The organism is Dolichospermum sp. UHCC 0259 (genome assembly GCF_009711935.1).
GTDB lineage: Bacteria > Cyanobacteriota > Cyanobacteriia > Cyanobacteriales > Nostocaceae > Dolichospermum.
On the sequence record NZ_VIKX01000275.1, the window covers coordinates 1 to 20,233 of the forward strand.

The 20,233-nt window shown below is 38.8% G+C and carries 23 protein-coding genes; 7 read left to right on the forward strand and 16 right to left on the reverse strand.

Annotated elements, in window-relative coordinates; translation table 11 throughout:
* The first annotated feature begins 220 nt into the window (after positions 1–220).
* The gene (locus FJR05_RS23270) at positions 221–466 is read left to right on the forward strand and encodes an HNH endonuclease (protein ID WP_168646309.1); all 246 of its coding nucleotides are present in this window, start codon (positions 221–223) and stop codon (positions 464–466) included.
* 46 nt (positions 467–512) lie between these two features.
* Here the strand turns inward: FJR05_RS23270 and FJR05_RS23275 are convergent, their stop codons facing one another.
* Both FJR05_RS23275 and FJR05_RS23280 read right to left on the reverse strand, forming a co-directional pair.
* Positions 513–2,267: an N-acetylmuramoyl-L-alanine amidase gene (locus tag FJR05_RS23275; RefSeq protein ID WP_168646310.1), complete on the reverse strand. Its 1,755-nt coding sequence runs from the start codon at positions 2,265–2,267 to the stop codon at positions 513–515.
* Between the two features lie 234 nt (positions 2,268–2,501).
* Positions 2,502–4,253: an N-acetylmuramoyl-L-alanine amidase gene (locus tag FJR05_RS23280; RefSeq protein WP_168646311.1), complete on the reverse strand. Its 1,752-nt coding sequence runs from the start codon at positions 4,251–4,253 to the stop codon at positions 2,502–2,504.
* 208 nt (positions 4,254–4,461) lie between these two features.
* Here FJR05_RS23280 and FJR05_RS23285 point away from each other — a divergent pair, with 208 nt between their 5' ends.
* Positions 4,462–6,099, forward strand: coding sequence for a CTP synthase (locus FJR05_RS23285; RefSeq protein ID WP_168646312.1), 1,638 nt, complete (start codon positions 4,462–4,464; stop codon positions 6,097–6,099).
* Between the two features lie 216 nt (positions 6,100–6,315).
* On the opposite strand, the gene FJR05_RS23290 is transcribed toward FJR05_RS23285, so the two are convergent.
* Complete coding sequence (locus FJR05_RS23290) at positions 6,316–7,203, reverse strand: ROK family protein (protein ID WP_168646313.1); 888 nt, start codon at positions 7,201–7,203, stop codon at positions 6,316–6,318.
* A gap of 213 nt (positions 7,204–7,416) precedes the next feature.
* Between FJR05_RS23290 and FJR05_RS23295 the strand changes: the two genes are divergently transcribed.
* Together FJR05_RS23295 and FJR05_RS23300 are read left to right on the forward strand one after the other, a co-directional pair.
* A complete protein-coding gene (locus FJR05_RS23295) occupies positions 7,417–7,578 on the forward strand; it encodes a hypothetical protein (RefSeq protein WP_168646314.1) in 162 nt (53 codons plus the stop codon).
* 139 nt (positions 7,579–7,717) lie between these two features.
* On the forward strand, positions 7,718–8,233 hold the full coding sequence (locus FJR05_RS23300; protein WP_168646315.1) for a type IV pilin-like G/H family protein: 516 nt from the start codon (positions 7,718–7,720) through the stop codon (positions 8,231–8,233).
* A 10-nt stretch (positions 8,234–8,243) separates the two neighbouring features.
* On the opposite strand, the gene FJR05_RS23305 is transcribed toward FJR05_RS23300, so the two are convergent.
* The 4 genes from FJR05_RS23305 to FJR05_RS23320 form a co-directional block, all read right to left on the reverse strand.
* Positions 8,244–8,417, reverse strand: a complete 174-nt coding sequence (locus FJR05_RS23305) for a hypothetical protein (RefSeq protein WP_168646316.1) — start codon at positions 8,415–8,417, stop codon at positions 8,244–8,246.
* Between the two features lie 83 nt (positions 8,418–8,500).
* Positions 8,501–9,391: an ABC transporter permease gene (locus tag FJR05_RS23310; protein WP_168646317.1), complete on the reverse strand. Its 891-nt coding sequence runs from the start codon at positions 9,389–9,391 to the stop codon at positions 8,501–8,503.
* A gap of 28 nt (positions 9,392–9,419) precedes the next feature.
* Positions 9,420–10,535 (reverse strand): RRXRR domain-containing protein, encoded by a 1,116-nt coding sequence (locus tag FJR05_RS23315; protein WP_168646318.1) that lies wholly within the window; start codon positions 10,533–10,535, stop codon positions 9,420–9,422.
* Positions 10,536–10,749: 214 nt separating this feature from the next.
* On the reverse strand, positions 10,750–11,370 hold the full coding sequence (locus tag FJR05_RS23320; protein ID WP_168646319.1) for a Uma2 family endonuclease: 621 nt from the start codon (positions 11,368–11,370) through the stop codon (positions 10,750–10,752).
* 276 nt (positions 11,371–11,646) lie between these two features.
* Here FJR05_RS23320 and rseP point away from each other — a divergent pair, with 276 nt between their 5' ends.
* A complete protein-coding gene (rseP, locus tag FJR05_RS23325) occupies positions 11,647–12,753 on the forward strand; it encodes an RIP metalloprotease RseP (protein WP_168646320.1) in 1,107 nt (368 codons plus the stop codon).
* 309 nt (positions 12,754–13,062) lie between these two features.
* Entirely contained in the window at positions 13,063–13,734 is a 672-nt protein-coding gene (nth, locus tag FJR05_RS23330) for an endonuclease III (protein ID WP_371416936.1), read from the forward strand.
* 200 nt (positions 13,735–13,934) lie between these two features.
* Here the strand turns inward: nth and FJR05_RS23335 are convergent, their stop codons facing one another.
* The gene (locus FJR05_RS23335) at positions 13,935–14,429 is read right to left on the reverse strand and encodes a TM2 domain-containing protein (protein ID WP_168646321.1); all 495 of its coding nucleotides are present in this window, start codon (positions 14,427–14,429) and stop codon (positions 13,935–13,937) included.
* Between the two features lie 106 nt (positions 14,430–14,535).
* Here FJR05_RS23335 and dusB point away from each other — a divergent pair, with 106 nt between their 5' ends.
* Complete coding sequence (dusB, locus tag FJR05_RS23340; protein WP_168646322.1) at positions 14,536–15,588, forward strand: tRNA dihydrouridine synthase DusB; 1,053 nt, start codon at positions 14,536–14,538, stop codon at positions 15,586–15,588.
* Between the two features lie 104 nt (positions 15,589–15,692).
* On the opposite strand, the gene FJR05_RS23345 is transcribed toward dusB, so the two are convergent.
* The 8 genes from FJR05_RS23345 to FJR05_RS23380 form a co-directional block, all read right to left on the reverse strand.
* Positions 15,693–16,193: a DUF2059 domain-containing protein gene (locus FJR05_RS23345; RefSeq protein ID WP_168646323.1), complete on the reverse strand. Its 501-nt coding sequence runs from the start codon at positions 16,191–16,193 to the stop codon at positions 15,693–15,695.
* Positions 16,194–16,280: 87 nt separating this feature from the next.
* Positions 16,281–16,943 carry a Na(+)/H(+) antiporter subunit B gene (locus FJR05_RS23350; protein ID WP_168646324.1) on the reverse strand — a complete coding sequence of 221 codons (663 nt, stop codon included), beginning with the start codon at positions 16,941–16,943 and terminating at the stop codon, positions 16,281–16,283.
* Complete coding sequence (locus tag FJR05_RS23355; protein WP_168646325.1) at positions 16,940–17,506, reverse strand: DUF4040 domain-containing protein; 567 nt, start codon at positions 17,504–17,506, stop codon at positions 16,940–16,942. The genes FJR05_RS23350 and FJR05_RS23355 overlap by 4 nt, the downstream gene beginning before the upstream one ends.
* The gene (locus tag FJR05_RS23360; protein ID WP_168646326.1) at positions 17,499–17,777 is read right to left on the reverse strand and encodes a monovalent cation/H(+) antiporter subunit G; all 279 of its coding nucleotides are present in this window, start codon (positions 17,775–17,777) and stop codon (positions 17,499–17,501) included. Before FJR05_RS23360 ends, FJR05_RS23355 begins: the two co-directional genes overlap by 8 nt.
* Complete coding sequence (locus FJR05_RS23365) at positions 17,774–18,031, reverse strand: hypothetical protein (protein ID WP_096671064.1); 258 nt, start codon at positions 18,029–18,031, stop codon at positions 17,774–17,776. The genes FJR05_RS23360 and FJR05_RS23365 overlap by 4 nt, the downstream gene beginning before the upstream one ends.
* On the reverse strand, positions 18,028–18,414 hold the full coding sequence (locus tag FJR05_RS23370) for a Na+/H+ antiporter subunit E (RefSeq protein WP_168646327.1): 387 nt from the start codon (positions 18,412–18,414) through the stop codon (positions 18,028–18,030). Before FJR05_RS23370 ends, FJR05_RS23365 begins: the two co-directional genes overlap by 4 nt.
* Positions 18,411–19,844 (reverse strand): cation:proton antiporter, encoded by a 1,434-nt coding sequence (locus FJR05_RS23375; protein WP_168646328.1) that lies wholly within the window; start codon positions 19,842–19,844, stop codon positions 18,411–18,413. Before FJR05_RS23375 ends, FJR05_RS23370 begins: the two co-directional genes overlap by 4 nt.
* Entirely contained in the window at positions 19,841–20,176 is a 336-nt protein-coding gene (locus tag FJR05_RS23380; RefSeq protein WP_168646329.1) for a cation:proton antiporter subunit C, read from the reverse strand. The genes FJR05_RS23375 and FJR05_RS23380 overlap by 4 nt, the downstream gene beginning before the upstream one ends.
* Positions 20,177–20,233: the final 57 nt, after the last annotated feature.

The following is a 20,233-nucleotide window of genomic DNA, read 5'->3' on the forward strand; positions in this document are numbered from 1 at the left end:
CCTACTTCTACCTACCCTATAAACTCTCGAAAGTGGGGGGAGAGTGAAAAACTACAACAGCTTGGGATCAATTACGCAGTAGTGGAAGACAAGGTTCTGTAATTGCTGATGAATTAATTGATTTTAGTCAATCTTCTCAATGGCATAATTCTATTTTAGAATATGCACGTAATTACGCCGAAAAAGTTAACGAAGATTTTCAAGAATTTTGTGCATCAATATGAATAAAACCCCACGAATTCCCATACCCCCAGAAGTGAGAACCTACGTTTTCCAAAGAGATAAATATCAATGTCAAAGCTGCGGTAAAATCTCCCAAGAAACTCAACTCACCATTGATCATATTATCCCCTTATCTCGTGAGGGAAAAAACGATATTAGTAACTTACAAACACTCTGTTTAACTTGTAATCAGCAAAAAACTAATAACATTGACAATCGTTTTCGGCGACATTTTGATAGTTAGTTATGTTTAGATCCTCGACTTCTCTAAGAAGTCGGGGATCTGATTCTTATTCTTTCACAGTTTTAAACCATTCTGTCACTCCGTCAGCCAAAGTATTAGCCATTTTCTTCTGTTGTTGGGGATTAACTATCTCTTCAAATTCATCGGGATTACTCATAAAACCCAATTCTAATAATACTGAAGGTGCAATATGAGGACGAGTTAGGGCTAAATTATTCCAGAAGACACCATAGGAAGGTTTACCGAGTTTTTTGACTACGTAATTTTGTAAAAATATGGCGACGTTGTGCGATTGGGGATGATACCAAAACGTTCCAAATCCTTTGGTATTTTCGGCATCACCATTATCTGGTAAAGCATTATAATGGATTGAAAGAGCGATCGCAGGTTCTTCTTTATTAATCATTTCCTGACGTTCGACTAATGAAACATCACGATCATCTTCTCTGGTCATCACTACTTTAGCACCGCGCTTCACCAATTCATCTCGCAGTAATTTAGAAACTACCAAGTTTACATCTTTTTCGGGATACCCAGTTGGACCAGTTGCACCGGATTCTTTACCGCCATGTCCTGGATCAAGTAAGATTTTGATACCAGATAGGGGTAGGCGTTTTCTACTGTCAATATTTGGTGCATGACGCAAAGTCAACACTAGAGTTGTATTGTCGTATTTCAGCTTATAACCCCATTGTTGGGACTTTTTGAGGTTAAAGGTGTATTTAACTTGTTGTGGAGTCACCTGTTGCCAATCTAGGCGAGAAATTAGAGGGTCATCATCCAGGCGAATAGTATCTGTTTGAGCAGTGGTATTGTAGAGAGTCAGGGTAAAGGAATTATTTCCCTGTTCGACACTCACCGGTACAGCCATTTGCAAGGGAAAACGGATTTCTGTTTCTCTAGCTAGTTGACGATATCCGACACTGCGAATTACTGTTTGTGGAGGAACTGCACCAGGGAGAATTTTGGTTTCTTTACTATTAATCCAAGCCCCATAGTCTAAGCGTAACCAATCACCCTCTTTACCTGTAGCTGTTGCTCTTGTTCCTTGAGGCAAAGGTGTCAGTCGAGAATGATCTGTACTTGGACCCGTGCGGGCGACACCTGATGCGGCTATTACCTCGACAACTGGTAACTGTACAGGTGCAAGAATTTGAATTTTGCCTTTACCCGTTTCAGTCGTTGTCTGACCATTCAATGTCAAACTAAATTGAGGTTGTCCTAAATCCCCTGTATCGGTAATTGTTGTACAACCTTGGTATTTGGTAATATTATAAATTTTAGCCTGATTGCGCCCGGTTAAAATGCTGGAATTAGCAGGTAATTCAGCTTTTAAAGGCTGCGATAAAAGATTAACAGTTTGATTAGCTAGTTTGACGGAGACATTAGCTTGGGGAGGTGCAACTGCGCCAAAACAAATCAGTTCTCCTGGTAATCTAGTAATATCAGCCGCAGGTGTCAGAGAATCCTTAGCAAAGCCTAAACCTTGTGGTAATTCTGATTGAGTAGAAATCCTGTTGACTTTAATCTCGCGTTCTTGGTTTTGATAACGGATCTTAAACACATTCTCCCCGAATTGCAAGGGAAAACTAGGAGCAAAATGTCCAGCCTTACTACGTTTAATAGATTTACCATTAATCAAGACTTGTCCAGTTGCGGGTGCTGTACCGATAAAAAATATTTTTTCTGTACTGGTTTTGTGGTTTGCTGGGGGATAAACCACTAAAAGTGATGACTGTGCCACAGCAATAGACGGAGTACAAATAAAGCTAAATACTGCTAATCCTAAAAGTTTTTTCACGGTAAAAATAACCAAAAAAGAATAAAAAGATTAATAAATCTGGTGATTGGTAATTGGTGATTGGTGATTGGTAATTGGTAATTGGTAATTGGTGATAAAATTTCAGTTATCATCCTGTATATCCTTAAATCCTGGACATTATCTCGACTTCGCTCGATAACCACCTGATTCTGACAGTTTATAACTAGCAACTTATATTCATATCCTAATTTAGGGCTTATTCCTCCTGACTCCTTATTTCACCATTTTAAACCATTCAGTCACTCCATCGGCCAATATATTGGCGATTTTTTGCTGTTGTTGAGGGTTGACTATATCCTCAAACTCATTAGCATTTTTCATAAACCGAAATTCTAATAATACCGAAGGTGCAGCACTAGGACGAGTCAGGGCTAAGTTATTCCAAAATACACCAAAAGAGGGTTGAGGGAGTTTATTAACTAGGTAATTATGTAAAAATACTGTGGGGCTATGTGCTTGAGGATGATACCAAAAACTGACTAAACCCCTAGTATTGGCAGTATTACTATTATCAGGTAAAAAGTTGTAATGGAGAGAAAGAGCGATCGCTGGTTCTTCTTGATTAATTATCTCCTGACGTTGCACCAAAGAAACATCCTGATCATCATCCCTTGTCATTACCACTGTTGCACCACGCTTGGCCAACTCATCCCGCAGTAATTTAGAAACTAGCAAATTTACATCTTTTGCTAAATATCCCGTCGGTCTACTCGAACCAGATTCTTTACCACCATGCCCTGGATCGAGTACAATTTTGATGCCAGATAAAGGTAAAAGTTTGCTATTTTTAAGCTTTGGTGGATGACGTAAAGTTAAAACCAAAGTCGTATTGTCATACCTTAGCTTATAGCCCCACTGTTGGAGGTTTTTGAGGTTAAAAGTATATTTTACCTGTTTGGGGCTTACCTGTTGCCAATTTAGGTGAGAAATAAGAGGGTTATCATCTAGGCGAATTGTGTCTGTTTGAGTAATGGTATTGTAAAGGGTGAGCATAAAGGAATTATTTCCCTGTTCCACACTCACCGGCACAGGAATTTGTAAGGGGAAACGAATCTCTGTAGCTTCAGCTAATTGCCGATAGCCAACACTCCGAATTACCGTCTGTGGTGCAACCGCACCTGATATAATTGTGGTTTCCTTGCTATTAATCCAAGCCCCATAGTCTAAGCGCAACCATTCACCTTCTTTCCCCGTAACACTTGCCATAGTCCCTTTTGGCAATGGTGTCAGTCGTGAATAATCGGTACTAGGACCGGTACGAGTAACGCCTGATTTTGATGCAATTTCCGCAACTCGTAACTGTGTCGGCGACAGAATTTCGATTTTGCCTAAACCAGTTTGAGTTATTGTTTGATTATTAAGTTGTAAATTAAATTGGGGTTTTCCCAAATCAGCAGCATTTGCGACTGTTGTACAACCTTGGTATTTGCTAAGACTAGATGGATTAGGTTGATTTAACCCCGTCAAAACACTGGAATTGGGAGGTAGTTGTGCAAGTGACGGTTGGGGTAAAAGGGCAATATTTTGATTTACCAGATTCACCCAGACAGTAGCTTGAGGTGGTGCAACTGCACTAAAACAAATTAATTCTCCTGGTAATCTGGCAATATCAGCAGCAGGAGTCAAAGAATCCTTCGCAAAGCCTAAACCTGGGGGTAACTCAGGTTGAGTAGACACCCTCATGATCTTAATCTCTCGTTCTTGATTTTGGTAACGGACTTTAAATATATTTTCTCCTAACTGCAAAGGAAAACTAGGGGAAAAATGCCCAGCTTTGCTACGGTTAATCAGTTTACCATTAATTAAAACCTGACCATCGGGGGGGGCTGTACCGATAAAAAATATTTTTTCTGTGCTGGTTTGGTAGTTTGTCGGGGGAAAAACTACTAAAAGTGGTTCTTGTGCTAATGCAACTGAGGAGGTGAATAAAAAATTAAATAATACTAACCCTAAGAGTTTTTTCATGGACAAACACAGAAGATTTCAGGATAGAGACTGTGGCACAATAGCCAAGATGGAATCAAATATGAATGCAAAAGTGGCAATACATTGGCCTCAAACAAGAGAATTCAATCGGGTAAAATTCATCCTGCATACAAGCCTCCAAGATTGTCTACACAAATTCTCCTTCGGGAACAAAATCTATTAAGAGTTGCTAGAAATTGAAAATACTATGACTAAGTTTATCTTTGTAACTGGGGGCGTTGTTTCCAGTATTGGTAAGGGCATTGTAGCAGCAAGTCTGGGACGTTTGCTTAAATCGCGGGATTATTCGGTTTCGATTCTCAAACTCGATCCTTATATTAACGTTGATCCAGGCACAATGAGTCCTTTTCAACATGGGGAAGTTTTTGTCACCCAAGACGGTGCAGAAACAGATTTGGATTTGGGTCATTACGAGCGCTTTACTGATACTTCTATGTCTCGGTTAAACAGTGTTACTACTGGCTTGATTTATCAGTCAGTTATTAATAAGGAACGCCGAGGCGACTACAATGGTGGCACTGTTCAGGTAATTCCCCACATTACCAATGAGATTAAAGACAGAATCCTCAGAGTTGCTAAAGAAACTAATCCTTCCGCCGTAATTACGGAAATTGGTGGGACTGTGGGTGATATTGAATCACTGCCATTTTTAGAAGCAATTCGCCAACTGCGAAAGGAAGTAGGAAAGCGTAATGTGTTATATATGCACGTTACTTTGTTGCCTTGGATTGCGGCAGCGGGAGAAATGAAAACCAAGCCTACTCAGCATTCTGTGAAAGAATTGAGATCCATTGGTATTCAACCGGATATTCTAGTATGTCGGAGCGATCGCCCCATCCCTCTTGGCTTGAAACAAAAGTTATCAGAGTTTTGTGATGTCCCAGTAGAATGTGTTATTACCAGTCCAGATGCCCGCAGTATCTATGAAGTCCCTGTAATTTTAGAAAGGGAAGGATTAGCAGAACAAGTCCTGGATTTACTGCAAATGCAACAACGTCAACCCAATATGACGCAATGGGAAACAATGGTAGAACGGATGTATAATCCCAAATATACTGTCGAAATTGCTATTGTTGGTAAGTATGTACGGTTAGGTGATGCCTATCTTTCCGTTGTTGAATCTTTACGTCATGCGGCTATTGCTACTCATGGCGATTTGCGGTTAAGGTGGATAAACTCCGAAGTTTTGGAAAATGAATCAGCAGAAAAATACCTCTCTGGCGTTGATGGTATCATTGTTCCTGGCGGTTTTGGTAGTCGGGGCATAGACGGGAAAATTGCGGCGATTAAATACGCCCGCGATCGCCAAATTCCCTTTTTAGGTTTATGCTTAGGAATGCAGTGTTCCGTGATTGAATGGGCGAGAAATGTCGAAGGCTTATCTAATGCCAATAGCGCCGAGTTTGACCCATATACGGACAATCCAGTTATTAACCTCTTGCCAGAACAGCAGGATGTAGTAGACTTAGGCGGAACAATGCGCTTAGGGTTATATCCTTGTCGGGTACTTCCCAATACCCTAGCTTTCCAACTTTATCAAGAAGAAGTCATTTATGAACGCCACCGTCACCGTTACGAGTTCAACAATGTCTACCGTAGTCAGTTGTTAGATTCTGGTTATTTGGTAAGTGGCACGTCTCCAGATGGTAGATTAGTGGAAATTGTCGAGTATCCCAAACATCCCTTCTTTATCGCTTGTCAATTTCACCCCGAATTTCAATCTCGCCCTAACGCACCTCATCCTTTATTCAAAGGATTTATGACCGCTGCCATTTCTCAATCCCATTCCGCAACTGCTACACCTAAGCCTGTACAAGTTTCTTGATTGTCAGTTGTTAGTTGTCAGTTGTCAGTTGTTTATCTATACTTAAACCCCTCGGAAGGCTGGAAACTAAAACACGCAATTGCTATAATTATGGGTTAAATTACCTTAAAATCAGCAAAAATGTGTAGTCAGTTCCGAGGGAATTTTGTGGCATACTGAGTTAAAATTCAATACTAGAGGAAATACTAAGAGGAAGAAGGTTTTCCCAATTACCAATTACCAATTACCTATTCCCAATGCTAATTTAGCAGCGCCTACCATTCCGGCTGCATTTCCTAATTCTGCTGGGAGAATTTGCAAACCTGCGCGAGATGTTGGTAAAACTCGTTTTTCGATTTCTGCTTTTAGTGAAGGTAAGAAAAAATCAAAACTTGCACTTACACCACCACCAATAATAATGGCTTGGGGTGTCAACACATATAATAAACTGGTTAAACCGATTCCCAAATCTCTACCATATTCTTGCCAAAAAGTCAAGGCTTCTGAATCTCCAGCTTGGGCAAGTGCGCCTAATTCTGCTGGTTCTTTGCCTGTGCGACGACGGATAGCCGATATGGAAGTATGTTGTTCTAATGAACCTTGATTGCCACTATTGCACATCGGTCCATCGGGATTTAAGGTAATTAAACCTAATTCTGCTGCTGCACCTTGATGTCCGACAAATAATTTACCATCAAAAATAATTGCCCCACCAACGCCAGTTCCCAAAGTTAGTAAAATCAAATTGGGGAAATTTCGACCTGCACCTAACCAAGCTTCTCCTAAACCGGCACAGTTAGCGTCATTTGCCAAAATTGTCGGTTTACCCGTTTTGGCTTCTAACCAATCCGCTAAGGGGACATCATGCCATCCTATAAGATTAATGGCAACTTTGGCAATGCGTCCCGTAGCATCAGCAGGACCCGGAGTACCCAAACCAATAGCGATACTTTCATTATTGGGGTCAATTTGAGCGATCGCATCTACTATTGTAGATAATACCGCTTCTGGTGTCGCAGGTTGGGGAGTATCCACAGATAAAGATTGCAAACAATTACCATCCGCTGTAAATCGCCCCAACTTAATCGCAGTTCCCCCTAAATCAATCCCAATTACTTGCTGCACAATGTTAATTTATTTTATAAAAACTATATAAAGAGTTAATATATCATTTTTTAGCGTTGGATAATGGCGGTATGAAAATCAAAAATTCCCTTTCTCACACTCTTACTCTTTGCGCCTCTGCGTCTGGGCATTGAACTTCTCCCTCCAATTCATTTCATAGAAGGGAATGTAGTTGTATTAGCTGGTTTAACAAACAATATTTATTTTCATCGAATGTTGGATATTTTACCATTTCAAAAAGAAACTTTAAATTTATTACAAATACCAGAAAGTAAACAAATTAATATTAATAAAAGTGGTTCTTCAGTACCTAATATGCAAACTTTAGATAAAAAAATCTCAGGAAGCTTACTATGTATAGGAAATGAACCATAATTTTTAACAGTGCCGGGTGACGGTGACATAAGCCATATTTTGCCATTTTCAGGAATTAGAGAGAATTGCTATATGAAATTGATTAAATTTGGGTAACTTATTTACATACAGTAAAAACAATACCCCAGGGAAAATTACTATGAAAAGTGAACTGCAAGCCAAATTAATTCAATACGTTTTGCATAAAAACAAAGATCATGAAGGTTTTACTATAATTGAATTGTTAATTGTATTCATCCTCATTGGTATTCTTTCTGCCATTGCTCTACCTTCATTCCTCAACCAAGCCGCAAAAGCCCAACAATCTGAAGCAAAAACCTACATTGGTGCAGTAAACAGAGCGCAGCAAGCTTACCGAATGGAGAATACATCATTTGCTGGGGATATTGACACTTTGCAAATTGGCATTCCTGCCTCAACCAATAACTATAGTTATGCGATCGCAGGAAACACAAGTTTTGCTACTATTACAGCAACAGCTAACGATACATCTGCTCTTAAAGGTTTTAATGGTGGTGTCACCGTTCTCTCGGCTGGACAGACTTTGGCTATTGCTTGTCAAACAGCAGGACCTCAAGATACTAATCCCATTACCACCCCTAATTTAACTCCTACTAGTGCCGCTTGTGCAGGAACGATGACAACTATGGACTAGGAATTAACTGTTAATTAACCGTTGATTTATTTTGGCTGATCATTTGCACGTTCACAATCGGCTGTGAATTATTATGTGCCTGTTGCCAATTTGTGATTGGCGTACCTTTCAAAATACCAGATAAAGCTACAGAAAGCATTAATCCACCGGTAGCAGCCGCAATTAAAGTAATATTATCGTTCACAAAACTCTCTCAGATTGTCAGTTGTTGGTTGTCAATTGTTAGTTGTCAGTTGTTATTTTTTGCCAATGACCAATGGCCAATGACTAACGACTATTTTCTCTTCTCAGACGAGGATTGACAAATTCATTCAACCCCTCACCAAGTAGTGATAACCCTACCACTAAAGTTGTCATTGCTAAACCAGGAAATAAGGTAGTCCACCAAATGCCTGTAGGTAGAGCTTCTAAAGCCTGTTTTAAATCATATCCCCATTCCGGTACTTCTTCGGGTAATCCTAACCCTAAAAATCCTAAACCACCTAAAACTAATATGGCATCTGCGGCGTTGAGGGTAAAGAGGACAGGGACGCTTTGAATAACATTGAAAAATAGATATCGTGATAAAACAACCCAGGTAGAAGCGCCCATTGCTTGTGCAGCTTCGATGTACACTTCAGTTTTGACGCTAACGGTGTGGTTACGGACAACGCGATAATATTGGGGAATGTAGGCTATACTAATGGCGATCGCAGCATTTAAGATACCCCTGCCCACGACAAAAGCCAATGTTACTGACAGTAACAATCCTGGCAGTGTATAAATGCTATCCATAAGGAACAATAGAGCTTTATCTAATTTCCCTCCCAAATAACCGCTAACCATTCCCAACGGCACACCAATGATCATACTCAAAGATGTTGCTAAAGTTACAACTTGCAACGCCGCTTGCACACCAAACACACTGCGAGAGAAGACATCATAACCTAAACGACTTGTGCCAAACCAATGTTTAGCCGAAGGTGCTTCATGAATAGGGTTAGAAAGAAATTCCTTCGGGTTTTGCAACCACCCCCAACTTTGGAAAACAGGGGCAAAAAAGGCTAAAAAGATGAAAAATAGAGTCATACCTAACCCAATCTGCATTAATCGCTGGGAGAGGGTAGGATTTTTAGGAAATTTCCAAAAATTCGGTAATTGCTTTTTTGTAATTGTCATAAGACCTCGCGGTGAGTGGGAAACTCAGTCACTTTAGTGCTGAGAGGGAAGCGACACGGGCGGTTTTAACCGCTGTGACAATTAGACCTGTTGATCGTCGAATTAATTTAACTTTTTTAACAGTGCATTGTCCTAATCTTTTCCAATTAGCATCACTAACAGAGACTTGTTTTTCAGTGTCTCCACTAACCCAACCAAGGAATGTTTTATTGCCCTGGCTTGCTTTTACAAAGTCACCTTTTCTAAATCCATGACGGGTTGTAGATCCGCCATATTTCCGACGATCACCACCTTGGCTAAAATTCATTAAATGTAATTGTCTGCGACTAATTGGTGGGCGACGCACAATAGTGAATTGGGATTCAGTGACATCTACGCCTCCTACCCAAGATGCACCATGATTTTTAGCTCCTTCCCATGTCTGGTATTTAACAAATTCAGAGCAAGCTAACGTTACTGCATCAACAGCGTGCGTTTCTGGTATTTGCAAAGATTTATCGGATTTTTCTTTATGCAATCCCAGATGCTTACGAAGGTTTGATGTTTCCCAGCCCTTCTTCAAAACGACATTTGTAAGTTTTGATAGTCGGCTAATTTGGTATCTTTGACCAACCATAACGGGACTAAAGCCTTTATTACCGCGTGCTTCAACCTCTTCAATAACAATAGTTTTAATTGGATAAAGTTGGAGGAGTAAACTAATTACTCTATATTCTAAATCTTTGTTTGCCCTAATACTTGGAGGCAATTTTGAGCCACGACGATTATCAAGTCTTGCTTGGCGATGATTACGGACATTGAAAGACAGTTTCCTATTGATTCGCCTTCCGCGCCTATTAAGTCGCATCATTGATCGTTGCTCCATCCGGTCTTTGACTGTTTTGAATGGCAAAACTAAATGTAGCATCTGCAAGGTGAACTTTTTGGATTGAACCGCTATACCTGAAAAAAGTTTACCAGGATCTAAACCAATAACTATTTCTTGCGTTTCGGTATTACTTGGTTCGGCTAATAACTGGACATAGAAAATGCCAAGTTTGTCGAATTTGCCGATTGCTTTACCATCTTTGATCCATCGTCTTGCTCGACTTGGTTTAGTTGGCATTAATGGCGTATTGTCTACTGAAATTACGGGTACTCGCATAAAGAGATAATCCTTCGAGTAAAGTTTAATGTCCCTTCGCTCAACGCAATCAAGATGTCTTGGCTTTAACCAACGCTATTACAAGATAGCTTGAAGATAATCCAGACTAGGGAAGTATCTGGAAGTTCGTACCAAATTACGTCTCAATGAGCTAGTCAAACACGTAAGTCTTGATTTCTTACAAGCTCAGTCCCTTTAGGGCTGAGTTATTGACCTAAACACCGGCTTTAAAAATTTGATTAGCAGTTAAATTTAACTCTGGCCAACTTGGTGATATTATCAGGTCATTATCTCTAAACTGACTAACTTGATATTCTTCATCTATTAGGTGATAAATAGAAATAGTTGGTTGTTTGGGATTGCCAATAAATGCTCTACCACCTAAAGCAGCATAATCAACAATCCAATATTCAACAATCCCCATTTGTTCATAATCAGCCAGTTTTTTGTGGTAATCATCACGCCAATTTGTACTGACAATTTCCACAACAAGAGGAACAGAGGCTGATTCACTAATAGTAGACTGTTTTTTCCACAAAGGTTCATTGACGAGATTAGACCGATTTAACAGTATTATGTCTGGTAAGTATGCTGATTTGCTATTTGCTGATTTGATTAAAGCTGTTTTGGGGATGAAATAAGGAAGTTTTAGCCGACTAAACTCTAATGTAATTTGTGTAGCTAAAAATCCTACAATTTCTTCATGATCTCCTCCGGGTGGTGTCATTTCTAAAATTACTCCATCATGTAATTCATAGCGGACTCCTGTATTTGGATACCACTCTGTAAACTCTTCAAAGCTGACTAATTTAGTTTGAGGTAAAGCTTGAATCATAATTTACCCGCCTATAAAATTGTAGAGTGAGTTAGCTATGTTTAACCGTAAGAGTACCGTGATATATGGCTTTTGACCTAATTTTTATACTCCATTCAAGTGGATCACACTATATCATATTTGCAGCCCATGATTATATCAAAAAAGTAACGCAAGTGCATTGGTTGGGTAAGAATAGCCCAACTGAGACAAAACCAATACAGGAAATGGGGTCTGTCTGTCCATTCCCAAACTACAATAAAAATATATATCCGAATATTTTGATTAATTTGCTCTATGTCAGTTTTAGCAGCGATCGCAGTCTTGGCTATTTTGATCTTAGTACATGAGTTGGGACATTTCATAGCCGCCCGTTCTCAAGGCATTTATGCAAACCGCTTCTCCCTGGGTTTTGGTCCGATTCTTTTAAAGTACCAAGGATCAGAAACAGAATACACTATCCGTGCCTTTCCCTTGGGTGGCTTTGTCGGCTTTCCCGACGATGATCCAGATAGCGAAATTCCCCCCAATGACCCGAATTTGCTGCGTAACCGCCCAGTTTTAGACCGTGCGATAGTTATTAGTGCCGGTGTCATCGCCAATTTAATCTTTGCGTATTTAATGTTGGCTTTGCAACTGGGCATCGTTGGTATACCTCAAGAATTTCAGTATCAACCAGGTGTAATTGTCAAACCTGTAAACGAACAATCCGTCGCTTACCAAGCAGGGATTCGGGAAGGAGACATTATTATCGCTGTGAATGGTCAAGAAATTCCACTAGGTAAAGATGCAACCACATTATTAACCAAGGAAATCCAAACCCACCCTAATCAAGAAATTGACCTCAAAATTCAACACGAAACCCAACAAACCAACCTGAAACTAACACCTAAACAAGGTGCTGATGGTAAAGGTGTGGTAGGAATTGAATTAGGTCCTAATGGTAAAGCAGTTTATCGTCGTCCTGAAAATATTGTCGAGATTATCAAAGTTGCTGCTAATCGCTTCCAGCAGTTAGTTGTGGGAACATTTCAAGGTTTTGGGCAGTTAATTACTAATTTTGGGCAAACGGTAGGACAAGTTTCTGGACCCGTGAAAATCGTCCAAATTGGCGCACAATTAGCAGCTAGTGATAGCACAAACTTATTTTCTTTTGCGGCAATTATTAGTATTAACCTGGCAATTATTAATATTTTGCCTCTTCCCGCTTTAGATGGTGGACAATTAGCATTTTTACTGATTGAAGGATTATTTGGTAAGCCTTTACCTAACAAAATTCAAGAAAGTGTGATGCAAACTGGCTTAGTGTTACTTTTAGGATTAGGTATTTTCCTAATTGTCAAAGAAACAACCCAATTAACATCCCAGCTAGAATGGGTACAAAAATTGTTTCAAAAATTGTAACTCCAGTTATTCTCAATAGGAATTGTAGGGGTTTAGCAAAAGCTAATTGGTGTCAACTTAACGTAAAACCCATAGCCCACCTGGGAATGAATTCCCAGTCTAATAGAAAAAGTTGTCTTTTGATGACTAAACATTAGGAAAATTTATTAGTCCGTTTTAACGGACTTGAGCTATAAGACAGGGAATTTATTCCCTGACGGGTGTGGAAGCCAAACAAATAAGCTATCTGTAGCCTAAGTTGACACCTATGAAGCTCTTGTTTTACCTCTACTACACCAAAATAATAATCCTAAATTTAAAATTGCTGATGTGACTCGCAAATCATTAACCAAAAAACAACGGGCTTTAGAAATTCTTTCCCGTATCCAGCATCTTTATCCAGATGCAACTTGCTCCCTAGATTATGCTACTCCTGTACAATTATTAGTAGCAACTATTCTTTCCGCTCAATGTACAGATGAAAGGGTAAACAAAGTCACGCCAGGATTATTTAGCAAATTTCCTGACGCGGAAAGTTTAGCAAATGCAGATTTAACAGAGTTAGAAGAATTGGTACGTTCGACGGGTTTTTATCGCAATAAAGCCAAGAATATTCAAGGCGCTTGTCGAATGATTGTTGAGGATTTTAACTCTGTTGTTCCCAACAAAATGGAAGACTTATTAAAGCTTCCAGGGGTAGCCCGAAAAACTGCAAATGTGGTTTTAGCTCATGCTTATGGTATTAATGCTGGAGTAACTGTAGATACTCACGTAAAGCGTTTAAGTCAGCGGTTGGGATTGACAAAAAATACCGAACCTGTGGGAATTGAAAAGGATTTAATGAAGTTATTACCCCAACCAGATTGGGAAAATTGGTCAATTAGATTAATTTATCATGGTCGGGCTGTCTGTAAAGCCCGTTCTCCTAGTTGTGATATTTGTAAGTTGCTTGACTTATGTGATATGAATTTATCTGACACAAAGTCACAAAAAACAAAGTAACTCATTCATAATCTAAATGAGTTATTGCAATCCTACAGGACTTACGCAACTGGCACATTGGTAGAGTGCGTCAGACTGCATAAATCCTGCCAATAAACAGATTATTGATATCTGACGTGGTTGGTGAGCTTGCCGAACCGCACCCTACAACAGATTTTTAGTGTGACTGAGGTAATTAATAAAGATGCTATTTTTGATTATTACAATTCATCAAAATAATAAGTTACGACTCCAGAAATGGGGTCATTACCAATTCTGATATGATTTGATTTCAGCATTTCTTGGAGTGTAGCTTCGACTTCTGCAAAACTCATTCCTGTAGCCTTAACACCTTGAGTTACAGTTAAACTACCACCCTTAGCTTCTGCGGCTTCTATTAGTTTAACAATCATTGGTTTCTCCGCTGGTTTGTGAACTTGGGAAATAAATATCCGTTCATTCATGGGTACGCCTAAAGGTGATAAACCTGCTTTTAGTAGTAATTTCTGCTCATATTCGTCCACCATATTAGGTATGATTAATAAATCATAGATTTGTCCCAAGTAAAAGAACCCACAGGTAAAGAACCATAATAAACCAGTAGCCGTTTTACCATTATATAAGCGATGTAAACCACCTATTCCCAAAAAACCAGCCCCACACAAGATGTAAGAGACAAGAAGACGGTCTTTATGTTCAGTATTTTTTATAGTCATCTTATTTATGTCCATTAGGATTTACTGGTTTAAAAACCCACACTGCAATTAACTACCCTTGGTTAGTCTTCGATTCCCCAATTAACCATTATATTTATTTATCACCATGATTTCCCTTTCTCCTGAACTGCAAGCTAGACTTTCGACACCCCTAAAAATTGGCTCATTTGAGGTTAAAAGCCGGGTTTTACAGTCTCCTCTATCGGGAGTGACAGATATGGTATTTCGGCGTTTAGTGCGTCGTTATGCCCCAGAATCTATGCTGTATACAGAAATGGTAAATGCGACAGGCTTACATTATGTTCAGCAATTACCAATAATTATGGAAGTAGATCCTAACGAACGTCCAATTAGTATTCAATTATTTGATTGTCGTCCCGATTTTTTAGCAGAAGCAGCCATAAAAGCGGTTGCTGAAGGTGCGGATACTGTTGATATTAATATGGGTTGTCCTGTGAATAAAATTACTAAAAATGGTGGTGGTTCTTCCTTATTACGTCAACCAGAAATCGCGGAAGCAATTGTGCGGGAAGTTGTCAAAGCGGTAGATGTGCCTGTAACTGTAAAAACCCGCATTGGTTGGAATGATCAGGAAATTACTATTCTTGATTTTGCGAAAAGAATGGAGGACGCGGGAGCAAAAATGATTACTGTGCATGGACGCACTCGCGCTCAAGGTTATAATGGTAATGCGCGGTGGGAATGGATCAAAAAAGTCAAGGATATTTTATCAATTCCTGTAATTGGGAATGGGGATATTTTTTCTGTGGAAGCTGCGGTCAAATGTTTAGAACAAACTGGTGCAGATGGAGTAATGTGTTCTCGCGGAACTTTAGGTTATCCGTTTTTAGTTGGTGAGGTTGATCATTTCTTAAAAACTGGAGAATTATTACCACCACCTAACCCAATTCAACGTTTAGAATGTGCCAGAGAACATCTTTTTGCTTTATGGGAATACAAAGGAGATAGGGGGGTACGTCAAGCTCGTAAACACATGACTTGGTATGCTAAAGGCTTTATGGGTGCGGCTGATTTACGGGGTAAATTAAGTTTAATGGAAACTGTGCAACAAGGTTTAGATTTGATTGATGGTGCAATAGAAAGATTAGCTCAAGGTTATGAAATTGAGGAAGAAGTACCAGCTATTATTGCACTTTAGTATTGATTTGTAGGTTGGGTTAAGCGATAGCGCAACCCAAGAAATGTATTAAGTTTCATCCTATTACAACCTAACCTACAAAAAATAGCAAAGGTAATGAAGTTTCATTTATTAGGACTCATATATCCTTCTGATTTCAATTTTTCTAAGACTCTTTCGGCTGCTTGTCTCCCATATTTGATACCAATTGTTGTAGATTCTTGGGAGATTTGGGGAATTACAGATAATGTTTTCTTCCCTAATGGTGTTTCATAAAATGTGATAATGCCTTTTATTTCTTCATTGGTGAAATATTTGCTGTAAATAGGAATGTATTCATCTACCATTTCTTCTGGTTTGATTTCATCTATAAAAGCATCCCAAAATTTTGCAGGTACTTGGGGATATTCAGATTTGAAACTATTTATTAATTGAGTAATTATTTTTCGGGAAAGATTTTTTGAACCAGTTATATCTAATAACTTTTTGATGTTATTGATTTTTTCTGGATCTTCAATTTTGTTAGTGGGTACGGTAGGACTATTTGGAGTTTGAGCAAAAGCTGGTAAATTTATAGTCGTGAGTAAGGAAAGTGAAGCTGCGAAAACCAAAGTTTTGATCTGCATTGCTGGAAAACCTATTTTTTCTCATTTTTGCTGATAATAGGTTAACACAAGCTAAGTGCGATCGCTAATTCCTCAAACTCCCATTTTTCATAACAAACCTCGATAACGAATAAAAATCAAAACCACCGCCCAAGAACCTAATGCTACTTTAACAGCAACTAGGATATTTAATATCGGAAGAATTCCACCACTAAATAACGCCCCTAATTCCCCATGTGGTAACTCAAATCCCGACAAAGTTATCACTGCTAAAACAATGAAAACCAATACCGAAATCTTTTCCCAAATAGCAGCGTGCCAATGTTGGTAAATATCCTGCATCCATTGGTATGATGAGGTAATTGCTATTAGTCCGATTGCTGTTCCTCCAGCGACTCCAGCAGCAAAACCACCTCCCGGACTCAAATGTCCTCTAATTGCTAATTCAATGCCCACTAATGCCGCAATTGTCGCCCCTAAACGAGCTAATATTATTGATGGTTGATCTTTAAATTGATAGATGCTACAAGATGGTTTTTCATTAGCTAATAAAAAATTAGCTCCGAGAATGGCAATAGTAAAAACAATAACTTCAAAAATTGTATCATATAGCCGATTTCTGAAAATAATTCCTGAGACTGCATTGGGAACTCCACTTTCTTTCACCACTGTTTCCACAATAGAAATATCTAGTGAATTTGGTTCGGAATTAGGCATGATCAGCATTTTCACAAATAAAGCTATTCCGGCTAAAATGTAAACTAATTTCATAAAGTTTGCTTCCCTGAATCCATAACATTGAAATATTTTAAAGTGGTTTTTGGTGATGAAAGTTCACTTTCTACGATGTTGTAAATGCGTTGCACTCTAATCACAGTTTGATATGTTTCTTCTGTTTCTACAACTTCTGCTAATGGCGTACAGGTAGCATGAATTTCCTTTTCTATTAATGCCTGTTGTAAAGTTTCTGTAGTGGTGTAAGGTACGAGTTCTAGGCGCATATAATGTTTGTTAAAAATGCTGCGGAAGTCGTTTATCAGTTGTTGAAAATTGCTATCCTGATTTTTTTCTATTGACTGATGTTCCATGACACCAAGACGTAATACTAAGGATGAACGAACTGCAATCGCATACAAAGTAATTGATAACATCGTTCCCATTAATGCTTCTGTTAAAGCCACATCTGCTGCACCTAAAACTGCATCTACCATTGCTGCAACTGCACCGAGTACCCCACGAAGTATTAAGGCATGATAGGGGTTAGTTTGAGTTACTAACATCCCCGCAGTTAAGGGTAATAAAGCAATAATTAAATAGAGATAAGTATCATTCATCGTTTGCCTCTTCTGTTGAACAGTGTGCTAATACATAACCCAGCATAGTATTCCAAATTGCTAAGGAAATAATGCCAAGAACAAGTAATGGCCATTCATTGGGTATTTTCAGTAATAGTCCGACAATAATCATCATTGAACCTAAAGTATCCGCAACAGAAAGTCCATGTAATTTGAATAATACTGATCTGTTGCTGACTAAATGAGAAGTTCCCCAAAACCAGAAAAATATACCAATACCTATGCAGGTATAACTAAGAAAGTTGATCATACTTCACCTAATCTTCTGAGGATATGTGCTAATAACATTAATCCGGCATTTCCTACTGTTAAAATAATCGCTGCAACTACACCAATCATCCAATCATCGCGCAAAACGGAAACTACGAGAATCATGATAGCCACTTTACTAGAAATGCTGCCAAATGCTAACATCAACTGCCAAGTATCATCTGTTTTCCAGGCTTCATAGATGGGAATTAGTAAAGCCAAAATCATTGCTATTAAGACTATTTCTAAGTTCATGCTTGTTTTTTCCTGGGTTTAATATGGTGAACTTCATACCATCCTTCTTCGTGGTATTTCAAAACTATAGTTTTGGGGGTAAAGGTAATCAGAAATATATCAATGAAAACCAATAACGGTGATCTGTTGAGTTTGACTTTTTCCATGATAATTTCTTCTTGTTTATGGGGGCGGAAGATAATTTCAAATGCCTCCATAAAAGCTACCGGAATAGCAACAAAGATTTTAATTATTACCTTTAACCAAGATTTTAATTTTTCTGGTGAGGACTTACCACGTGGTAAAAGAAGAGCGATAATTACGCCAATGATAATATTTGTTAAACTCATATTAGCAGTGAGTAATAACCAAATTGTTAGTCTTAATATGAGATGTCCAATCATGGTAAAGCCATCCAAAACAGTAAGATTAAAGTTAGACTCATAACACCAACTAAATGCTCAAATTCCTCAAATACACGAGGCAGAGATATTGATAACTTTTTGAAAATTAAATGATATCCTAACCACCCCGCAGCGATAGTTAAAAGTGCTTTTGTAATATTGGTGATTTCATAAGCTGGAAGATAGATAACATTTGCCACAAATAATCCAGCAATCAAAAATATTACTGATATCCAAAAACCTGGTTTGATTTTCTGTTCTTCTGCTGTTGTATGGGGGAGAAAAATGAATTTAGCAAAGGAGATTACTGTACCAACTGCGGCAATATTCATCAGGATAAATTGCCAAGATTCTAAATTTTTAGTCGTTAATACTTTTGCCTCAAAACCTGATAACAAAGGTAAACCGGAAATTGATAAACTAGCGATCGCTAAGGCTATCCAAATTGTTGTATGAATGGGTTTATTTTGCAGTTCTTTAAAGTTGCGACTGGGTAAAGAACCAGCAATCAAAAATAAAGACGATTTGACTAATCCATGAGTGAGGGCATACAATCCACCTACAGCCGGTGCAGCGAGAATCCAGCCTAACTGGGAAATAGTGCTAAATGCTAACAGGCGCTTGGTATCTTTTTCAAAGACAGCATAGGATACACCCATTAAAGCTGTTCCCACACCAAAAATTCTGACTATGGTATCAATTTCTTCGGAAACAAATGCACAACGCAATAAAGGCAAAACACTGGCTTTAACGACAATTCCTGACATCAATGCGGAAACTGGTGTTTCTGATTCAGAATGAGTTAAAGGTAGCCATAAACCGGAGACAAAAATCCCCGCTTTGATTAATAATCCCAGAAAAATTAATGCTAGTGCTTCTGGTGGTGATCCCTTTAAACCGGCAAAACTAAAGGAATGATGTGTCTGATAAACCAGCACTGCACCAACCAGATAAAACAACATGGCAGTATTGCTAATAAACAGATACCGTAAGCCTACCCAAATTGAGCGATCGCTACGAGAATAAGCAATCAATAAAAAAGCCGCAATACCGCTTACTTCTAACGCCACATATAGACTAATGAAATCGGCACAGACAAAGGCAGCATTCAGGCTACCATGCACAATAATCATCTGGGCATAGAAAAAAGCCGTTTTATCACTACGCCAGCAGTAGAGGGCAACAGCAGCCGTTACCAGGGCATTTGTTATAATAAAGTAACTGCTTAACTGATCGGCTATTAAAGTGATACCGAAACTATCCAGTAAATTTAGGGTAATGGGTGATGGTTCGAGAAATAGCTGTAACCCATAAGCAGCGGAAGCAATAGTCCCCCATAGTGTCAAATGCCGGTTAAGTTTGGGGACTAGAAAAATCATGAACCCTAGAAAAAATGGGGTAGCAATCCAACTCAGCGTAATGGTATTCATGGTGTATTATTTTTCTCAATCTCGTTACTTTCCAATGTGGGATTATCCCGTGCTAATTTCATTACACCAACCAGCATCAAAGCCTGTATCGAAAACCCAATCACTATCGCTGTTAATATGACTGCTTGGGGAACAGGATCAGCATAAGCAATATTTTCCACGTCGGAAATAATGGGAGTAAATAAGCCATTTTGTGATGCAATTAGTACATAAAAGGCAATCACACCTGTACTCATCACATCCATTGAGACAATTTTCATCACTAAGTTTTTTTTGAGGATGATGCCAAAAAAACCACACAGTATTGTTATCAGTACGCACGCTTCTAACACGGGAATTATTTAATTTTATGATAAAGTGCTAACTATATATAAGCACGAATTTTTAGT